The organism is Rathayibacter tanaceti (genome assembly GCF_009834165.1).
Taxonomy (GTDB): domain Bacteria; phylum Actinomycetota; class Actinomycetes; order Actinomycetales; family Microbacteriaceae; genus Rathayibacter; species Rathayibacter tanaceti.
The window spans coordinates 2,883,965-2,902,923 of record NZ_CP047186.1; the positions used below are offsets into that span (position 1 = coordinate 2,883,965).

The window sequence follows — 18,959 nt, forward strand, 5'->3', positions numbered from 1 at the left end:
GCCGCCGGGTCGACTCCGACCCGGCGTCCCCTCGCCACGAGAGAAAGCTCGAGTATTTCGATGAAGAAGTCACTCCTCAGCGCCGTCGTCCTCACCGCGGCATCCGCCCTGCTCCTCGCCGGATGCAGCGACCCCGGCGCCGGCGGCGGAGGCGGCTCGGCCGCTCCCGCCGACTGGCCCGCTCAGGACACCGACCTCTCCGGCACCGACCTGACAATCTGGGCAGCGCAGAACTCGAACAAGGTCCCGGAGTCGGTCGTGGCCGGTTTCGAGAAGCTCACCGGCGCCACGGTCGACATCGAGACCATCCCCGACCCCTACGAGCAGGGCGTGCAGACCAAGGTCGCCACCGGCGACAAGCCCGACCTCGCCTTCTGGCAGCCGACCGCCTCGCAGCTCACCGCGCTCAACGCCTCGTCGAACCTACAGAACCTCGACGGCGCTCCCTGGCTCGAGGACGTCGATCCGTCGCTGAAGGACATCACCGGCCTGCTCGACGACACCCGCTACGCCGCGCTCGTCTCGACCCCCGCGGTCGAGGGCGTCTACTACAACAAGAAGGTCTTCGAGGCGAACGGCATCACCGACGTCCCGACCGACTGGGACTCGTTCGTCGAGCTCGGCCGCCAGCTGAAGGACAAGGGAGTCACCCCCTTCTACGAGATGGGCGGCGACCGCTGGGCCACCCAGTGGTGGGTGCAGGTGCAGCTCGCCGACGCCGCCAAGGACGGACTCTGGGATCGCGTCAACTCGGGCGAGGAGACCTTCACCGACCCGACCATCCAGGGCGCGATCGACTCCTACAAGGGCCTGATCGACGAGGGCCTCTTCAACGACGACATCACGACCGCGACCTTCGAGGACCAGGGCGCGGCCCTGCTCGCGGGAGACGCGGCGATGGTCGTGCAGGTCAACTCGTTCTTCGGCCAGCTGCAGTCGCTGTCGGACACCGAGACCCTGAACGACACGATCGGCTTCTTCCCGATCTCACCCTCGGGAAACGTCGGCACCGTCATCCCCGACCAGTCGAACGCGCTCGTAGCCTTCGCGACAGGGGACGAGAAGAAGGAGGCGGCCTCGCGCCAGTTCCTCTCCTACTGGCTCGGCGACGGCTACTCCGACTTCGTGACGGCCGAGGACACCATCTCGCTCATGCCCTCGGTCACCACTCCCGACAGCGTGCCCACCGCGCTCGTCTCGGTCAGCGACTCCATCGGCGACTCGGTCGGCTCGATGCAGGCCCTGGCCATCGCGAACCCCGACCTGTACATCTACCTCGCCGACATGATCCAGGGCACCAAGACCCCGGAGGAGGTCGCGCAGGCCACGCAGGACCAGTTCGCCCAGCTCGCCAAGGCTCAGGGAGCCACCGGCTTCTAGCCGCCGATCGCGGGGTCCCGTCACGCGGCGGGGCCCCCATTCCCTCTCTCGAAAGGCAGTGCGTTGTCCACCACCCGAGCCACCGCGACACCGCGGATCCTGACGAGCGTCCGCGCCGGGGCCCCGCGGCCCCGAGTCCGCCGCTCCGACCACCCGCTGGTCTTCCTCGTGCCGGCGCTCGTGGTGCTGGTCGTCTTCTTCTTTGTGCCGACCCTGTTCAATTTCGTCTACGCGTTCACCGACTGGTCGAGCTTCAAGTCGGCGATCGGGTTCGTCGGAACCTCGAACTTCGTCGACCTGTTCCAGAGCGGCACGCTGCTGCAGGCGCTGCGGGTGACCCTGGTCTACGCCGTGCTGGTCGCGGTCTTCCAGAACCTGTTCGGGCTGATCCTGGCGCTGCTCCTCGAGAAGGACACCCGGGTCAACCGCTTCGCCCGCGTGATGTTCTTCATCCCCGTGATCATGTCGGCCCTCGCCGTCGGCTATGTGTTCCAAGCACTGCTCAAGCCCGACGGCGCGCTGAACGACATCCTCTCGTTCGTCACCGGCCAGAGCGTCTCGATCGCGTGGCTCGGGGACACCACCTGGACGATTGTGGTCGTCGCGCTGATCCACTCCTGGAAGTGGATGGGCCTCTCGATGCTGATCTACCTGGCGGGCCTCAAGACCATCTCGGGCGACGTGCTCGAGGCCGCGCGCCTCGACGGATCCTCGTGGTGGCAGACCTTCCGCGACATCCGCTTCCCGCTGATTGCCCCGGCTCTCACCTTCAACGTCGCGACCGCGCTGCTCGGCTCGATGAACGGCTTCGACATCGTGCAGGCCACCACCGAGGGCGGCCCGGGCGGCACCACCGAGCTGCTCAACATCTTCATCTTCCGCACCTTCGGGCAGGGCCTGTTCGCGCAGGCGACCACGATGAGCCTCCTCCTCTTCGTGACCGTCGCCGTGCTCGCCTTCCCCGTCATCCGCATCCTGCGCCGTCGAGAGGACGTCCTGTGAGCGCCACCACCGTGTCCCGCCCGTCCGCACCATCCCGGCCGTCCGCACCATCCCGGCCGGCCCGCCGTCTCGGCCGCTTCGCGCAGCCCGCCGCCGCGCTCGCCTCCGTCGTCCTGCTGCTGGGCGTGCCGTTCTGGCTTATCGTCAGCACCGCGGGCAAGACCCAGGCGGAGGCGCTGAACCCCAACCTCGCCGCCCCCTCGCAGTGGCAGCTCTTCGAGAACGTCGCGACCGTCTTCACCGACGGCCGGATGGTGCCGGCGTTCCTCGGCAGCGTCCTCGTGATGGTGCCCTCGGTGCTCGGCGTGCTGGTGCTCGGCTCGATGGCGGCCTGGATCCTCGGCCGCCGCACCGGCCGCGGGATGGCTCTCGTCTACGCGCTCGCGATCAGCGGCATCGTCCTCCCGCCCGCCGTGGTGACGGTCGTGCTCCTGCTACGTCAGCTCGGCCTCGCCGGCACCGCCGTGGGCATGGTCGGCGTGTACATGGGGATGTACCTCTCGACGGTGATCTTCTTCGTCACCGGTTTCGTCCGCACCATCCCGGCCGAGCTCGAGGAGGCGGCCCGCGTCGACGGCGCGCGCCCCATCCGGGTGTTCTTCACGATCATCCTGCCGCTGCTGATGCCCGTGCTCGCGACCGCGACGATCCTGATCTGCCTCTACATCTGGAACGACGTGTTCTACGCGCTCTTCGTGGTCGGCGGGCGGCTCGACACGCTGCCGCTGAACCTCTATCAGGTGGCCAGCGCGGGGCTGTACCTGCAGAACTGGCATCTGATCTTCTCCTATATCATCCTGATGAGCCTGCCCCTCCTGCTGGTGTTCGTCTTCGCGCAGCGCAAGATCATCTCGGGCATCACGAGCGGCGCGGTGAAGTGACGTCGTCCGGGGCGCGCGACGAAGCTCCGGCGGCACCCGCTCCGCCGTGGCTCGCCGTCCACCTCCAAGACGGCCGAGGACGGAAGCGGGACGGCGTGGCACGCGAGAGGACGACGAAGACCCCGGTCATCGCCGATGTCGCGAGGCTCGCCGGAGTCTCGGTGCCGACGGTCTCGCGCGTCCTGACCGGCGCCGCCCGGGTCGCCCCCGAGAAGCGCGAGCGCGTCCTCGCCGCCATCGCCGAGCTGAACTATCGCCCGAGCGCCGCCGCGCGCACCCTCGTCACCCGCCGCTCGCGCACCATCGCGGTGGTCGCGGGCAACACCTCGCAGTACGGCTACGCCGAGGCGATCAGGGGCATCGAGGAGGAGGCGCGCGCCGGCGGCTACACCGTCACCATCACGGTGGTCGAGACCACCGACCCCGAGCACGTCGAGCGCGCACTCTCGCTGGTGCTCAACCAGAGCCCCGACGGCATCGCCGTCCTGAAGTTCGACCCGCCCGGCGTCGCGATGCTCGCCGCGCTCCCGCCCGATCTGCCCGTCGTGGCGCTCTCGGGGGTCCGCGGCCGCACCGTGCCGCAGGCCGTGCTCGACGAGCTGCACGCCGCCGAGGCCCTCACCAAGCACCTGCTGTCGCTCGGCCACGCGACCGTGCACCACGTGCGCGTCCCTCCGTCGCGCCGCGAGGACGGACGGACGACCGGCTGGCGCCGCGCGCTCAAGGCCGCAGGCGTGGCCACCGCCCCTACTCCGCTCGAGGCGTCCTGGGAGCCGGAGTCGGGACGCCGCCTCGCGCACCTGCTGGTCGAGGATCCGAGCGTCACCGCGGTCTTCTGCGGCAACGACGAGATCGCGATGGGCGTCATCAAGGGCATCACGGAGGCGGGCAAGCGGGTCCCCGAGGACATCAGCGTCGTCGGCTTCGACGACCACCCGCTCGCCCGCATGTGGACCCCGAGCCTCACCACCGTGCGCCAGGACTTCGCGGGCCTCGGCCGACGCGGCTTCCGCCTCCTGCTGCGCGCGATGGACGGAGAGACCGGCGCGATCTTCTCCTCCGAGCGCCCGGAACTCGTCCTGCGAGAGAGCTCGGCGCCGCCGCGCACGCAGGGCTGACGCCTCCGGGGCGAGGGTGAACGGGAGAGAAGCACTCGAACAGCTCTCCTTCGCATTCCCGCACGAATCGACCGCGACCTCTGCACCCCCGAGGACCACGCACTCACACACAACTCGACGGGCGCCCCCTACCGGCCACAGACCAACGGCATGATCGAACGCTTCCGGCGCACCCTCGCCGGCGGCTGGGCCTACGCCCGCCACTACACGTCAGACTCCCAACGCAGCAACGCTCCCCCCACTGGCTGCACTTCGACAATCACCACCGACACCACACCGCCATCGCGGGACCACCCATCAGCAGACTCAGCAACGTCCCCGGGCAGGACATCTAGTCCAGCAGCAGCGCCGGCTCCTCCAGCACGCTGGCCACGTCGGCGACGAAACGGCTGACGACGTCGCCGTCGACGACGCGGTGGTCGAAGGAGCCGCCGACCGTGGTGACGAAGCGGGGGCGGACCTCGCCGTCGACGACCCACGGCTTCTGCTTGATCGTGCCGAGGGCGATGATCGCGACCTCGCCGGGGTTCAGGATCGGCGTGCCCGTGTCCATGCCGAAGACACCGATGTTCGTGATGGTGATGGTGCCGTTCTGCATGTCGGCCGCTGTGGTCTTGCCGTCGCGGGCGTCGAGGGTGAGCTTCTCGAGTGCCTGGGCGAGTTCGAGGAGGCTCATCGACTGCGCGTCCTTGACATTGGGGACGAGCAGGCCGCGCGGAGTCGCAGCGGCGATGCCGAGATTGACGTAGTGGCGGACGACGATCTCGGTGTCGGTCCAGGCGGAGTTCACCGTGGGGTTGCGGCGGACGGCCCAGATGATGGCCTTCGCCATGATGAGCAGCGGCGAGACCTTGACTCCGGCGAAGTCGGGCGAGTTCTTGAGCCGTTTCACGAACTCCATGGTGCGGGTGGCGTCCACATCGACGAAGACGCTGACGTGCGGAGCGGTGAAGGCGCTGGCCGACATCGCGGCGGCGATGGCCTTGCGGACGCCGCGGACGGGGATCCGCTCTTCGCGGTCGTCACCCCACGCGGGGGTCTGGATGTTGCGGAAGACGCTGGCCTGGGAGGCGTGGCGGATGACGTCGTCGCGGGTGACCTCGCCGGCGAGACCGGTGGCCTGCACCTCCAGGAGGTCGACGTCGAGGTCTTTGGCGAGCTTGCGGATGGGCGGCTTCGCGATCACGGGCAGCGCGGCGGCGGCCGGCACGGAGGAGGGGCGCGGCGGTGCCGCAGGCCGGGCGGGTGCGGCGGCGGGAGCACTCGCGCTCGGGCGGCGGCGGCGGGTCGCGACGTGGGCGCCGGCGGTGCCGTAGCCGACGAGCGCGGCTCCGGAGCCCTCGCCCGGCTCGGTCGTGGACGGCGCGGGAGGCGTGGCCGCCTGCGCCGGGTGCGCCGGGATGGCCGGCACCTCGGAGCCGACGGTGCCGGCTCCGGCCTGCACGGTGATGATCGCCGTGCCGACGTCGACCGTCTGGCCTTCCTCGACGAGCACATCGACCACTGTGCCGCTGAACGGCGACGGCAGTTCGACGAGGGACTTCGCGGTCTCGATCTCGACGAGCACCTGGTTGACGGCGACCTCATCGCCGACCTTGACCCTCCAGGCCACGATCTCGGCCTCGGTGAGGCCCTCTCCCACGTCGGGGAGGAGGAACTGTTCGGTCATCGGCGGGACTCCTGTGGGCTCGTGCGGGGATATCGCGCGCGTCAGTACGCGAGCGAGCGGTCGACGGCTTCGAGCACGCGGTCGACGTCGGGGAGGAAGAGCTTCTCGACCTTGGCGGGCGGGAAGGGGGTGTCGAAGCCTGCGACGCGTAGCACGGGGGCCTCGAGCGAGTAGAAGGCGCGCTCGGTGACCGTCGCGGCGATCTCGGAGCCGAGGCTCACGTGGGCTGACGCCTCCTGCGCGACGACGAGCCGGCCGGTCTTGCGGACCGACGCGAGCAGCGGCTCCCAGTCGATCGGGGAGATCGAGCGCAGGTCGACGACCTCGACGCTCGTGCCCTCCTCACCGGCGAGTTCGGCGGCCTGGAGCAGGACGGAGACCATCGGCCCCCAGCCGACCAGCGTGACCTCGCTGCCCTGGCGGACGATGCGGGAGGCGTGCAGCGGCACCGCGGATCCGCCCAGGTCGACCTCGCCCTTGGGCCAGTAGCGGCTCTTGGGCTCGAAGAACATGACCGGGTCGTCGGAGGCGATGGCCTCCTGGATCATCCAGTAGGCGTCGTTCGGAGTGGAGGGGCTGACCGAGCGGAGACCTGCCGTGTGCGCGAAGTACGCCTCGTTGCTCTCCTGGTGGTGCTCGACCGCTCCGATGTGCCCGCCGTAGGGCACGCGGATGACGACGGGCATCGTGACCGAGCCCTCGTGCCGGTTGGTCATCTTGGCGAGCTGCGAGGTGATCTGGTCGAACGCCGGGTAGATGAAGCCGTCGAACTGGATCTCGCAGACCGGCCGGAACCCGCGCATCGCGAGGCCGATCGCTGTGCCGACGATGCCGGACTCGGCGAGCGGCGTGTCGAGCACGCGCTTTGCTCCGAACTCGGCGTGCAGCCCCTCGGTGATGCGGAACACACCGCCCAGCGGGCCGATGTCCTCACCCATCAGCAGGACGCGGTCGTCGTGCGTCATCGCCCGGCGGAGACCGGCGTTGAGCGCCTTGGCCATGGACATCGACTCGAGCTGAGTCCCGGTGAGCGCGGTCTGCGCAGCCGCCGTCGTGGTGTCGATCGTCATCACTCGCCTCCGAACGATTCTTCGTAGCGCTGGAGCCACGCCTTCTGCTCCTCGACGAGCGCGTGGGGCTCCGAGTAGACGTGGTCGAAGATCACCTCGGAGGGCGGTGGCTCGAGCGTGAGGAGACGGCGGCGGATGTCGGCCGCGAAGTCGGCAGCCTCCTCGTCGACCTCGTCGAAGAAGGACTGCGACGCACCCTCGCCGCGCAGGTAGGCGGCGAAGCGGGTGATCGGGTCTCTGGCGACCCAGGAGGCGAGCTCGTCGTCGGTGCGGTACTTCGTGGGGTCGTCGCTCGAGGTGTGCGCCCCGATCCGGTAGGTGAGCGCCTCGATGAACTGGGGCCCACCGCCCGAGCGAGCGTCGCCGAGGTGCTTGGCCGTGACGGCAAAGCTGGCAAGCACGTCGTTCCCGTCGATCTGGACTCCGGGGATACCGAAGCCGGAGGAGCGGAGGTAGAGCGGGCTGCGCGACTGCGTGGCCACGGGCACCGAGATCGCGTAGTGGTTGTTCTGGAGGAAGAAGACCTCGGGCGTCCGGTAGCTCGCGGCAAAGACCATGGCCTCACTGACGTCGCCCTGGCTGGAGGCGCCATCTCCGAAGTAGACCACCACCGCCGCATCCTTCTCGGGGTCGCCCGTGCCGGTGGCTCCATCGAGGGTCAGTCCCATCGCGTAGCCGGTGGCGTGCAGGGCCTGTGAGCCGAGCACCAGGGTGTAGAGGTGGAAGTTGCCGTTCGCCGGGTCACTCGGGTTCCAGCCTCCGTGGGTCGTGCCGCGCAGCAGGGCGAGCACGCCCAACAGGTCGACGCCGCGGATCTTGCCGACGACGTGCTCGCGGTACGAGGGGAACACGTGGTCCTGCGGGCGCATGGCGAATGCGGAGCCGACCTGCGCCGCCTCCTGCCCGTGGCTCGGGACCCACAGGCCGAGCTGACCCTGGCGCTGGAGGTTCGCGGCCTCGATGTCGAAGCGGCGGACCACCGCCATCTCGCGGTAGAAGGAGCGGTGCAGCTGCTCGTCGACCCCGTCGAGGTAGGACGCGTACTGCTCGGCGGCGGGGGTCGGTGAGAACCGCCCGTCCGCGGAGAGGAACTGGACCGTCGGCGACTCCGTACTGGTGGCTACCACCCGACTAACCTATCCGCCTGGCCCGATGGCCCTCAGGGAGGGAATCCACAATCTCGCCCGCCGCGCTGAGGAGCTTGTCGACAGAGCTCGCCTCGCCGATGGAGACGCGGATGCCCTCCGGGGGGAAGGCGCGCACGATGACGCCGGCGCGCTCGAACACCGCTGCTGCCGCGGCGGTCTCGTCGCGGGTGTCGAGCCAGAGGAAGTTCGCCTGCGATTCGGGGATGCTCCAGCCCTGGTCGAGCAGCGCGCGCCAGAGGTCGTCGCGGAGGCGGGTGATGCGGTGCACCCGCTCGAGGAGCTCCTCGCGGTGCTCGAGGGAGGCGACGGCCGCGGTCTCGGCGAACCTGGTCACCGAGAGCGGGATCGCGGTCGAGCGTGCGGCGTCGAGGACGCGCGAGTGGCCGATCGCGTAGCCGACCCGGAGCCCGGCGAGACCGTAGGCCTTCGAGAACGTGCGCGCGAGGACGAGGTTGGGGTACCGCCCGAGCAGAAGGGCGCCGTCGACCGCCCTGTCGTCGCCGACGAACTCGGCGTACGCCTCATCGAGGAGAACGAGCACATCGCTCGGGACCCGCTGGAGGAAGGCCTCGACGTCGTCCGCCGTGGCGATCGTGCCGGTGGGGTTATTGGGGCTGCACACGATGATCAAGCGCGTGCGCTCGGTGACGGCCTGGGCCATCGCGTCGAGATCGTGTGTGTCGTCGGGGCGCAGCGGAACGCGGATGCTCGTCGCTCCGGCCGTGGTGACGAGGGACGGGTAGGCCTCGAACGACCGCCAGGCGTAGACCACCTCGTCGCCGGGACCGGCAGCCGCGCTGACGAGCTGGGCGATGACCGCGACGGACCCGGCTCCGACGATGACCTCGTCGATCCCGACGCCGTACTGGGCGGCGAGCGCCGTGCGCAGAACGGTGGCGGCCGCATCGGGATACCGGTTGAAGTCGTCGACCTCGCGGACCCGCTCGAGCACCGAGGGCAGCGGGTCGAACGGGTTCTCGTTGGAGGAGAGCTTGACGGCATCGGCATCGCCCGCTCGACCCTGCTTGTAGGCGGGCAGCGCCAGGATCTCGGGGCGGAGGCGGACGGGAGGCTCCTGCTGGTCGGTCACCCGCTCCATGCTAGGCGGAGGGATCGACACAGCCGTCACACCGCACGCCCGCGCACCCTGCTCCGCAGCGCCTCGCCGACTCCGGCCACGCTCGGGGCGGCCACCCCGCTCGGGGCGCCGACTCGCGATGCACAGCGCCGACGGGGATAGTTGAGGCATGCGCAGACTCCTCTTCGGCCTCCTGACCAACGCAGTCGCGATCTGGTTGACGACCCTCGTCGTCGCGGGCGTGCGCGTCGATCCGTACGAGGAGGGGACGACCGCGGCGATCCTGACGTACCTCCTCGTCGCGGTGATCTTCGGACTCGTCAACGCGGTGGTGGGCGGCACCGTGCGAGTGCTCGCCTTCCCCCTGTATCTGCTCACGCTGGGACTGATCTCGTTCATCGTCAACGGACTCCTCCTGCTGCTGACCGCATGGATCAGCGGCCTTTTCGGATTCGGGCTCGTGGTCGACGGGTTCTGGTGGGGAGTGCTGGGCGCCCTCGTGCTGGCCCTCGTGAACTGGTTCATCGGTCTCCTCCTTCGCCCCTTCCTCCGCCGCCGTCAGGACTGAGGCGGCGCCCCCGGGACCCAGCCTGGGCGGCGGCGTTCCCTGTCGCGGCAGCGGCCCGTCGATCCGTGGAGAACGGCCGGAATCGGCCCGCTGTGCAGGAGCCGCGGTGCGCCATGATGGGCGGGTGACCCCCGACACCCCCGCACCCTCGGCCTTCGCCGTGTGCTTCGTCTGCACCGGCAACATCTGCCGGTCGCCGATGGCCGAGGTCGTGTTGCGCTCGCTCGCAGAGCGGGCGGGCCTCGGCTCCGCCATCGAGATCAGCTCGGCAGGCACCGGGGAGTGGCACCTCGGCGAGCACGCCGACCACCGCGCCCTCGACGCGCTGGAACGGCACGGCTTCGATGGAGGCCGCCACCGCGCCCAGCTGTTCGACCCGTCCCGGTTCGCCGAGTTCGACCTCGTGGTCGCGCTCGACCACGGCCACGAGCGGGCGCTGCGCTCCTGGGCGCGCACCGACGTCGACCGCCAGAAGATCCGCCGTCTGCTGGCGTTCGAACCGAGCCTCTCTCCGCAGGGCGACGTCCCCGACCCCTACTATTCCGATGCGGCGGCGTTCGACTCGGTCCTCCGGCTCATCGAACACGCCTGCCGGGCACTCTTCGCCCAGATCGAACCCGGACTGCGCGGCAATCGCTCGGTCCGGTCCGCCCCCGCCGAGGCGCTCTCAGGCGCCGCCCTCGCGCAGGACCACCGAGAACCGGAAGGCACCACCGCATGACCTCGCTCCCCCCCCAGCCGCTGAGCCCCCTCGACGGGCGCTACAGCGGCGCCGTCTCCTCCCTCGGCGAGCACCTCTCGGAGGCGGGGTTGAACCGCGCGCGCGTGCACGTCGAGGTCGAGTGGCTGCTCGCCCTGACCGATCGCCGCCTCTTCGGCTCGGAGCCGGTCGACGCCGCGACCGCCGAGGAGCTGCGGCGCCGCGCCCGCGAGTTCGGACAGCCCGAGATCGACGAGCTGGCCGCGCTCGAGGCCCGCACCCGCCACGACGTGAAGGCCGTGGAGTACCTGGTCCGCCAGTGGCTCGAGGAACTCGGGCTCGGGAGGATCGCCGAACTGACCCACTTCGCCGCGACGAGCGAGGACATCAACAACCTCTCGTACGCGCTCGTCGTCCGCCGAGCGGTCGACGAGATCTGGCTGCCGAAGCTGCGCTCGGTCGCCGGCTCGCTGCGGCAGCTGGCGGTCCGCTACCGCGACGAGGCGATGCTGAGCCGCACCCACGGCCAGCCGGCGACTCCGACCACGATGGGCAAGGAGTTCGCGGTCTACGCGTATCGACTCGAGCGCGTGATCGCCCAGGTCGAGGCCACCGAGTACCTCGGCAAGTTCAGCGGAGCGACGGGCACGTTCGCCGCGCACCTCGCGGCAGACCCCGGCACCGACTGGCCGACCGTCGCCGAGGAGTTCGTCGCCTCGCTCGGGCTCGCCTTCAACCCGCTCACGACGCAGATCGAGTCGCACGACTGGCAGGCGGAGCTGTACGGCAGGGCGGCTCACGCCAACCGGATCCTGCACAACGTCTGCACCGACGTCTGGACCTACATCTCGCTCGGCTATTTCCGGCAGATCCCGCAGGCCGGAGCGACGGGCTCGTCGACGATGCCGCACAAGATCAATCCGATCCGCTTCGAGAACGCCGAGGCGAACCTCGAGCTCTCCAGCGCACTGCTCGACTCCCTCGCGCAGACGCTCGTGACCTCGCGCCTGCAGCGCGACCTCACCGACTCCACCACGCAGCGCAACATCGGGGTCGCGTTCGGGCACTCGCTCCTCGCCCTCGACAACATCGCCCGCGGCCTGCTCGAGATCGACCTCGACCCGGCCGCACTCGCCGCCGATCTCGACGGCAACTGGGAGGTTCTCGCCGAGGCGATCCAGACGGTGATCCGCGCGGAGGTGGCGGCGGGCCGTTCGTCGATCACGGACCCGTACGCGCTGCTGAAGGACCTCACGCGCGGCAAGCGCCTCAGCGCCGAGGACCTCGCGGTGTTCGTGCAGGCCCTCGACATCGGCGAGGCCGCGAAGGCGCGCCTCCTCGCGCTGACGCCCGCGGGGTACACGGGGCTCGCCTCCGCCCTGGTCGACCGCCTGGGCTGACACTGCTGCTGCGGCGAGCACGCGCCGCCGCGAGCGCCCACGGCCACCCGCCGGCCCCACCCGCTCGCGGCGCACCGCCCGCGCCGAGCGGTTCCGCGCGGCGCCACGCCCGCCTCCCCGCTCCGCCGACCGTGGGGAGGCAGCGGCCACCCCTCAGCCCGGGAGGCTCAGTGCCGCGCGTCCTGCTCGTCGATGTCGGCGATCTCGGCGTCGTCCGGCTTGAAGGTGAGCGAGAACATCGCGATGGCGACGAGCACGATGATGAAGGTGATCCCGAAGGAGAGCAGAGCGACGACGGGCTCGCGAGTGGAGAGCAGAACCACGACGCCGACGAAAACAGCCATCACGGCGGAGAAGCCGATCAGTTCGAGCGGGCGCAGGCGGTCTTTGCGGGTCGGCTGGAAGGTGCTCGCGGCGACCTCCGGAGGCTCGGGCGAGGGCTCGGGGGTCTGGCCTTCGGCGGTCATCGGTCTCCTCCGGAGGTCGGTGTCGTGGGGGCGACGGGATCGTGTCCGGTGGCAGCGTCGGCGCCGACGGCCCATTTGAGCGAGAACGCCGCGATGGCGAGGTAGACGGCGAGCATCACGGCATAGGCGCCGAGCAGGCCGACCGTGACGACGGGGTGCGGCGGGAGGAGGCCGAAGGCCGCTCCGAGCAGCATCGTGCCGATCCCGACGACCACGGAGTCCCGGGCGGCGAGACCGTGGCCGCGGCGTCCGCTCGAGAACTCGAGGAAGCCCGAGAGCAGAGCCCAGCCGGCGACGAGCGCGACGAAGGAGAGCAGGTGGGCGACGGGGAGCGCGATCAGCGCGGCGACACCGGCGGCGAGGGTGAGCGCAGCGGAGCCGAGCGCGAGCGGGCGGGCGCGCCCCGACCAGACGGGCAGGCCGAGCGCGAGCGAGACCGCTCCGCTCGCGAGGGCGAAGCCGCCGAACACGGCGAGACCGAAGGCGGGACCGTGGTCGGGCGAGAAGGTGACGACGCAGCCGGCGACGGCCGCGATCACCGCGCGCGCGAGGGGCAGGGTCCACAGGCGGCGGTCGGAGTCGGCGGCGTTGGCGTTGGCCACGGTCGAGCCTCTCTGGGGGTGCGGTCGGTGCTCACGCTCGGGACGGCCGGCGGGCGAGGACTCGCGACGGCACGGCGCCGCGGACTCCAGCGATTTTACGCTCCCCGCGCGCCGCCCACGGCCCCGGAGGGGAGGCGGACGGGATCCGAGGTGAAGTCGCAGGCGACTCAGGCGGCCGGCGTGCCCAGCCAGACCTCCTCGATGCGGGGGAAGACGGCGTCGGCGGAGAAGCGCTCGCGGAACCGCGCCCCCGCCTTCGCGACCACCGCCGCGCGCGCGTCCTCATCGGTGATGAGCTCGGTGAGCGCCGCCGCGAGAGCGTCGACGTCGCCCGGCGCGACGACCCTCCCGCAGCCCTCGCCGAGCACCTCGGGGATGCCGCCGACCGCGGTCGAGACGACGGCGGCGTCGCGGGCGAGGGCCTCGAGGATGAAGATCGGCATCGCCTCGTCGCGCGAGGGCAGGACGGCGACCGCCGCCTCGTCGAGCAGCTGGAGGAGCCGGGCGTTCTCGAGCGAGCCGAGGAACTCGATCCCCGGCACGCTGCGGTCGACGACCTCGGGCTCGCGGATCGGGCCGGCGATCAGCAGCCTCCAGCCCTCGGCTCCCTCGACTTTCGCCCAGGCCTTCTGCAGCACGTCGACGCCCTTGCGGTGGCTGACGACGCCTCCGAAGACCACGGTGCGGGTCTTCTCGCGCGGGGTACCCCGCTCGAGAGCGTTGGGCACGAGGTGCACGCGCTCGGCCGGGACGATGCGGCGGCAGATCACCGAGGTCTGCTCCGAGAGAGTGATGATCTCGTCGGCGCTGCGCAGGACGCCCGCGACCAGGCGCGGATGCGCGGCGGTGAAGGCAGCGAACTCGCTGCCGTGCAGGTGCGCGACGGTCCGCAGACCGAGGCGGTGCGCGAGGCGCAGCAGCGAGCCCTCGCGGAGGAACGAGCCGCGCTCGGAGAGGTGCACGACGATGACGCTGCCGGGGTCGCGCCGCGAGAGCGCGACGATGCGCGCGGCGGCGGCGGCGGCGAGCCGCGCGGCGGTGACGTGCTCTCCCGGAGCGGACCTGGAGGGGATGACCCGCACATCGGAGCGGTCGAACGGCCAGCGCAGGTAGCCGTTGACCACCTGGGTCATGCCTCCCGGCACTTCGCCGCTACGGCCCACGTGATGCACCCGCGTGGTCGTGCCGGTGGGAGTCGAGCGCGCCGGGACGGCGAGCAGCGCCTGGATGTCGTCGCGGACGCCGCGGAGGCGTCCCCTGGCGACGAGCAGCTTCTCGAGCAGGTCGCTCCGGCGCGCCGCGACGGCGGTGATGGTCTCGATCCCGCGCTCCGGTTCGGTGCGCGACATGTCGACGGTGACGCCGTGGATCCCGATGGTCTCGAAGTGACGGGAGGACTTGGTGGACGCGTCCATCTGAAGGCTCACCGGAGCCGCGCCCTCGGTGAACGCCATGATGATCACGTGCAGGCGGTCGCTCAGAGCGAGACGCGTGCGGCGGTAGAGCTCGCGCAGCAGGATCTCGTGCTGGTCGTGGGTGTGCGCCGGGTCCCAGTCGAGGATGTCCGCGTCGAGATCGGCCGCGAGGCGGCGTGAGCGCTCGGCGTCGACGGCGACCTGGGTCACCACGACGATGTCCAGCGCCTCGCGCTCGGCGTAGCCCTTGACCGCGGCGAGCCACTCCTCCTCGGGGTAGGGCCGGGCGTCCACCTCGTGGTCCTCGCGGAGGGAGAGGACGAGCACGCGCCGCTCCTCGTCCGGCTGCGCGGCGAACGCGCGGAGCTCGTCGTCGCTCGCGCCCTCGCCGTAGCCGAGGTCGGGCATGGCCGCACCGACCCGCATGTAGGCGGCGGTCCTGTCGTCGCGCCAGCGGGTGTAGTTCGAGAGCGCCATCGACGGCCACATGATTGCGCGGGGCAGCGGAGCGAAGTTGCGGGCGCCGACTCCGGCCCGGACGACCCGGCCACCGCCGAGGCGCACGAGTGCGATGCCCGGGAGCATGACGAGGTGCTCCTTCATGCCGATCAGGGTCAGCTGGATCTCGCCGGGCTTGAACACCGAGTGCGCCCGACCGGCGATCGCCTCGCGGGCGAGAGCCGCGTACCAGCGCACGAGGGAGCGGTAGACCACGTCGTCGGGCCCGAGGCGCAGCCCGTCGTCGTAACCCCAGGGCGAATGCCCGACGTAGACGTGCAGTGGGCCGCAGTCGCGAAGCCAGTCGAGCAGCTGCCGGCGCAGGATGATGTCGCCGATGTTCTCGTACTGGCCGCGACCCACGGCGAAGATCGATCGGGCAGGTGTCACGGGCGGGCCTTTCGGAGGGTTCGCGTGGGGGTGGCCGGGCAGTGAAAGTATCGGATCCACCGAGACTGCATGACAGTGCCGTCGGTTCTCTGGGCAGACTAGCGCAGGCACTGCCCGCACTCGGATGTCAGCAGCTCGCGGTCACGAAGAAGGCCTTGAGGAATCCACCGGTCTGATAGAAATATTGGCCGATCAGATAGTCGAGCCCCATCGGCTCCCCCGAGGGAACCATCGAGATCTCGCCCGAATAGCACCTCTCGAGGATCATTCGCGCCCGAGCGATGTGGGGTGAGTTCGTGATGACGATGACATGGTCCCAGCCGTTTTCGGCCGCCATGTCGCGCAACTTCCTCGCCTCTCCCTGGGTGGTGAGAGGATCCGCGGAATAGCAGAGGACGTCTCCGCCCGGCTCGTTACACTTTTTGTACTTCTTCTCGTCATAGGGCGCCGCCATCTCCTGAGGGCCCACCGAGAGCACCATCGTGTCGGTGGCCCCGGAGGTGATGATGCGGCGTGCGAACTCGACCCGCGCCCTGGTCGAGGGGCCGAGGACGAACACGGCGTCGGCCTGCTCGGGGATCGGGTCGATCGGAGGAGCAACATAGAGCGGGATCCCCGAGCCGAACAGGGCGAGGACGACCAGCGGGACGAGCAGGAGGCGCGCGAGCACCGACCGGACGCGGCGTCCGCGTCCGGCGGCGGGGACGGCCTGCTGAGGGGTGGTCGTCGCAGCGTCCATCTCGTCCTCCCTCTCGTCGGCACCACCGCTCTCCCGCGGCGGATCCTCCGTGAGCGGGCGCACCGGTGCTCACCAGTGAACACCCCATCATTCCCGTGTTTCGCCGCGGAGTCGGCCCGGTGAACGGGGGGTCAATTCTCACGGGTCGGCCCGACCAGGGCGGGATCCACCCAGTCCGGGGCGGAGAGGATCACTGTTCCGCGGACAGAGGACCACTTCTGGTGGAATTCGAGCAGAACAACGGATCGACACCGAGTGGGTCACCGCTCCGACGACTTCTCAGCACCATCGATCACCATGACGTGACCACGGCGCCGACACGCGCGGCGGGCGATTCCCTCTTCCACCGGGAGAACAATCACCGACGAACGGCGAGCCCCACCCGAACGGGGGGATCGCGACCTGAATCCCTCTCATCGCAGCGAAAGCGAAGAAGCCCCTCTATAGCGTCGGAAAGACGAGTGCCACCCCTTGAGAATTCCTGCTCGTAACTTTGTCGCCGCACCCTCGATGACCCCGGAGCCGATCGTGAACCCGCTGAACGCGTCCCACCCGCCACGTGCCCGCCGACGGCGTGCGCGCCTCACCCTGACCACCGCGCTGGTCGCGGCCCTCGGCATCCTGCTCGCCCCGCTGACCGTGCCGGCCGCCTCGGCGGCGACCCTCGACCCCGGGCTGGGCAAGACGGTCCGAGTCGAGGAGGGCAGCGCCTCGCTCAGCTACAGCGGCTCGTGGCGCACCATGACCGGCGGGGACAGCGGCGGCGGGATCAGGTTCCTGAACAGCACGGGCTCCGTCTCGCTCAGCTTCCGCGGCACCGGCGTCACCTGGCTGAGCCGCACCACCCCCTCGGCAGGCATCGCGACGGTGACCCTCGACGGCGCGAGCACCTCGGTCGACCGCTACACGAAAACCACCGCCTACCAGGTGCCGGTCTTCACCAAGAAGGACCTGGCCGACACCGTCCACACACTGAAGATCACCTGGAGCGGCAGGGCGAACGCCTCCGCGACCGACAAGAACCTCGTCATCGATGCTGTCGACGTCACCCGCTCCTCCGGGCAGGTCGAGCAGGGCGAGACCGGCGGAGGCAGCACCGCGCGGGTCCTCGATCCGTCCGGAACGAGCAGCCTCACCGTGGAGGAGACCGACCCGGCCCTCGTCTACAGCGGCTCGTGGAAGTCGATGAGCGGCGGCGACAGCGGCGGAGCGATCAAGTACCTGACTTCCGCGGGCTCGGTGTCCTTCACGTTCGTCGGCACCTCGTGGCGCTGGATCAGCCGGAAGACCTCCTCGTCCGGAATCGCCGCGGTCTCGGTCGACGGCGGCCCGGTCACCAAGGTCGACCGGTACAGCGCGAGCGCGCAGTACCAGGTGCCGGTCTACGAGACGACGAGCCTGTCCGAGGGCACGCACACCGTCAAGATCTCGTACACGGGGACCAAGAACGCGAATTCGACCGACAAGAACCTGATCATCGACGCGTTCGTCCTCGCCGAGGACGGGCTCGCGACGGACCGCGTGGAGCTCTCGCCCCTGACCGACGGCTACGCGGTGTCGTGGGACGCTCCGTTCAGCTCGCGGATCACCTCGTACGAGGTGCACCGCTCTGCTCAGGACGGCTCGGGCTCGACCGTGCTCGCCACGATCACCGATCCGGTGCGGCAGTACCGCGACGAGACCGCCGCGGCCGGACGGGCCTACACCTACTGGGTGTCGGCCACCGATGACGCCGGACGCCACTCCCGTCTCACGGAGCCGACGACCACCGCCTCCGAGCTGATCGACACCCGCACCTCTCTGCTCGCGGCTTTCGACTGCCCGGCCGCGACCACGACCGTGTCGAACTCGGCCCAGCTGGCCGCAGCTCTCGCCTCGCCCTCCCCGAACGAGGTGATCCACCTCGACGACGGCTGGTACACCGGCAAGTTCGCCCTGCGCGGCACGGCGGCCCAGTCCGGCTCGATCTGGATCTGCGGCTCCCCGAACGCGGTCCTGTCCTCGGGCTCGACATCCAGCGGCACCGCCCTGCTGCTCAATGGAGTGAGCGACGTGCACCTCGTCGGCTTCGCCGTCCGCAGCTCGTTCCAGGGCATCCAGGTGCTCGCGAGCAGCGGAGTGCGGATGGCCGGTCTCACCGTGACCGACATCGGCTACGAGGCAGTCCACTTCCGCAGCCAGACCACCGACTCGCTGATCGTCGGCAGCACGATCCGCCGCACCGGCCTTGTCGCCGCCAAGTACGGCGAGGGCGTCTACGTGGGCACCTCGGACCGCAACTGGTGCGAGTACAACGGCTGCAACCCGGACCGCACGGCCCGCATCGCGGTGGTCGACAACAGCATCACCGACACCGGGGCCGAGCCGATCGAGGCGAAGGAGGGGACGCTCGACGGCAACATCCTCGGCAACACGGTCGTCGGAGGCACGCGACTGGCCAGCGACGTCGTCTCGCTGATCCTGGTCTCGGGCAACGGCTGGCTGGCCGCCGGCAACTCCGCCTCGGGCACGACCACCTACGGCTACCAGGTCATCACCCGGGCCGACGGCTCGGGCAACGACAACACCATCAGCGGCAACCTCGCCCTGAAGACGACGGACGCACCGGTGTACCTGCACCAGCCGTCCACATGGGCGACGAGCGGCAACACGCTGCGCTGCTCGAACTCCGGGAAGGACGTCGTGGGCAACGTGTCCTGCACGCCCTGACCCATCCGCACCGCCGCTCGGACCGCCGCCGTCGTCACCTCGACGGCGGCGGTTCCGCGTTCCCTCGGCGTCCAGCCCGAGCGGCCAGGGGCGGCCCCGCCGTCGACGGTGGCGCCTCCGTCGGC

The 18,959-nt window shown here is 70.3% G+C and carries 16 protein-coding genes and 1 pseudogene; 9 read left to right on the forward strand and 8 right to left on the reverse strand.

The window, feature by feature from the left end; translation table 11 throughout:
- Window positions 1-60: 60 nt before the first annotated feature.
- From GSU10_RS13655 to GSU10_RS15540, 5 genes and pseudogenes are all read left to right on the forward strand, one after another.
- Window positions 61-1,380, forward strand: a complete 1,320-nt coding sequence (locus GSU10_RS13655) for an ABC transporter substrate-binding protein (RefSeq protein WP_068211296.1) — start codon at window positions 61-63, stop codon at window positions 1,378-1,380.
- 63 nt (window positions 1,381-1,443) lie between these two features.
- Window positions 1,444-2,382 carry a carbohydrate ABC transporter permease gene (locus tag GSU10_RS13660; protein ID WP_236713609.1) on the forward strand — a complete coding sequence of 313 codons (939 nt, stop codon included), beginning with the start codon at window positions 1,444-1,446 and terminating at the stop codon, window positions 2,380-2,382.
- Complete coding sequence (locus GSU10_RS13665; RefSeq protein ID WP_082845149.1) at window positions 2,379-3,263, forward strand: carbohydrate ABC transporter permease; 885 nt, start codon at window positions 2,379-2,381, stop codon at window positions 3,261-3,263. Before GSU10_RS13660 ends, GSU10_RS13665 begins: the two co-directional genes overlap by 4 nt.
- Before the next feature lie 95 nt (window positions 3,264-3,358).
- On the forward strand, window positions 3,359-4,381 hold the full coding sequence (locus GSU10_RS13670) for a LacI family DNA-binding transcriptional regulator (protein ID WP_068211299.1): 1,023 nt from the start codon (window positions 3,359-3,361) through the stop codon (window positions 4,379-4,381).
- 126 nt (window positions 4,382-4,507) lie between these two features.
- A pseudogene (locus GSU10_RS15540) lies at window positions 4,508-4,716 on the forward strand (integrase core domain-containing protein); the annotation flags it as partial.
- Here the strand turns inward: GSU10_RS15540 and GSU10_RS13675 are convergent.
- From GSU10_RS13675 to hisC, 4 genes are all read right to left on the reverse strand, one after another.
- On the reverse strand, window positions 4,713-6,050 hold the full coding sequence (locus tag GSU10_RS13675) for a dihydrolipoamide acetyltransferase family protein (RefSeq protein WP_132505058.1): 1,338 nt from the start codon (window positions 6,048-6,050) through the stop codon (window positions 4,713-4,715). The pseudogene GSU10_RS15540 and the gene GSU10_RS13675 sit on opposite strands and share 4 nt — an antisense overlap.
- Window positions 6,051-6,091: 41 nt before the next feature.
- Window positions 6,092-7,057: an alpha-ketoacid dehydrogenase subunit beta gene (locus GSU10_RS13680; RefSeq protein WP_413784020.1), complete on the reverse strand. Its 966-nt coding sequence runs from the start codon at window positions 7,055-7,057 to the stop codon at window positions 6,092-6,094.
- Between the two features lie 62 nt (window positions 7,058-7,119).
- Window positions 7,120-8,247: a thiamine pyrophosphate-dependent dehydrogenase E1 component subunit alpha gene (locus GSU10_RS13685; RefSeq protein ID WP_132505060.1), complete on the reverse strand. Its 1,128-nt coding sequence runs from the start codon at window positions 8,245-8,247 to the stop codon at window positions 7,120-7,122.
- A 4-nt stretch (window positions 8,248-8,251) separates the two neighbouring features.
- Window positions 8,252-9,367 carry a histidinol-phosphate transaminase gene (hisC, locus tag GSU10_RS13690; protein WP_082844985.1) on the reverse strand — a complete coding sequence of 372 codons (1,116 nt, stop codon included), beginning with the start codon at window positions 9,365-9,367 and terminating at the stop codon, window positions 8,252-8,254.
- 148 nt (window positions 9,368-9,515) lie between these two features.
- On the opposite strand from hisC, the gene GSU10_RS13695 reads away from it, so the two are divergent.
- The 3 genes from GSU10_RS13695 to purB all read left to right on the forward strand — a co-directional run bounded on the left by GSU10_RS13695 (window position 9,516) and on the right by purB (window position 12,014).
- Window positions 9,516-9,914: a phage holin family protein gene (locus tag GSU10_RS13695; protein WP_068208699.1), complete on the forward strand. Its 399-nt coding sequence runs from the start codon at window positions 9,516-9,518 to the stop codon at window positions 9,912-9,914.
- 124 nt (window positions 9,915-10,038) lie between these two features.
- The gene (locus GSU10_RS13700) at window positions 10,039-10,635 is read left to right on the forward strand and encodes a low molecular weight protein-tyrosine-phosphatase (RefSeq protein ID WP_068208702.1); all 597 of its coding nucleotides are present in this window, start codon (window positions 10,039-10,041) and stop codon (window positions 10,633-10,635) included.
- Window positions 10,632-12,014: an adenylosuccinate lyase gene (gene purB / locus GSU10_RS13705; RefSeq protein WP_068208705.1), complete on the forward strand. Its 1,383-nt coding sequence runs from the start codon at window positions 10,632-10,634 to the stop codon at window positions 12,012-12,014. Before GSU10_RS13700 ends, purB begins: the two co-directional genes overlap by 4 nt.
- A gap of 167 nt (window positions 12,015-12,181) precedes the next feature.
- Here the strand turns inward: purB and GSU10_RS13710 are convergent, their stop codons facing one another.
- From GSU10_RS13710 to GSU10_RS13725, 4 genes are all read right to left on the reverse strand, one after another.
- Window positions 12,182-12,481 carry a hypothetical protein gene (locus GSU10_RS13710; protein WP_236713526.1) on the reverse strand — a complete coding sequence of 100 codons (300 nt, stop codon included), beginning with the start codon at window positions 12,479-12,481 and terminating at the stop codon, window positions 12,182-12,184.
- Complete coding sequence (locus GSU10_RS13715; RefSeq protein WP_068208708.1) at window positions 12,478-13,083, reverse strand: aromatic acid exporter family protein; 606 nt, start codon at window positions 13,081-13,083, stop codon at window positions 12,478-12,480. Before GSU10_RS13715 ends, GSU10_RS13710 begins: the two co-directional genes overlap by 4 nt.
- Window positions 13,084-13,250: 167 nt before the next feature.
- On the reverse strand, window positions 13,251-15,386 hold the full coding sequence (locus tag GSU10_RS13720; RefSeq protein ID WP_132505061.1) for a glycosyltransferase family 4 protein: 2,136 nt from the start codon (window positions 15,384-15,386) through the stop codon (window positions 13,251-13,253).
- A gap of 127 nt (window positions 15,387-15,513) precedes the next feature.
- Window positions 15,514-16,125: a YdcF family protein gene (locus GSU10_RS13725; RefSeq protein WP_068208750.1), complete on the reverse strand. Its 612-nt coding sequence runs from the start codon at window positions 16,123-16,125 to the stop codon at window positions 15,514-15,516.
- A gap of 528 nt (window positions 16,126-16,653) precedes the next feature.
- Here GSU10_RS13725 and GSU10_RS13730 point away from each other — a divergent pair.
- Window positions 16,654-18,834: a hypothetical protein gene (locus GSU10_RS13730; RefSeq protein WP_132505062.1), complete on the forward strand. Its 2,181-nt coding sequence runs from the start codon at window positions 16,654-16,656 to the stop codon at window positions 18,832-18,834.
- Window positions 18,835-18,959: the final 125 nt, after the last annotated feature.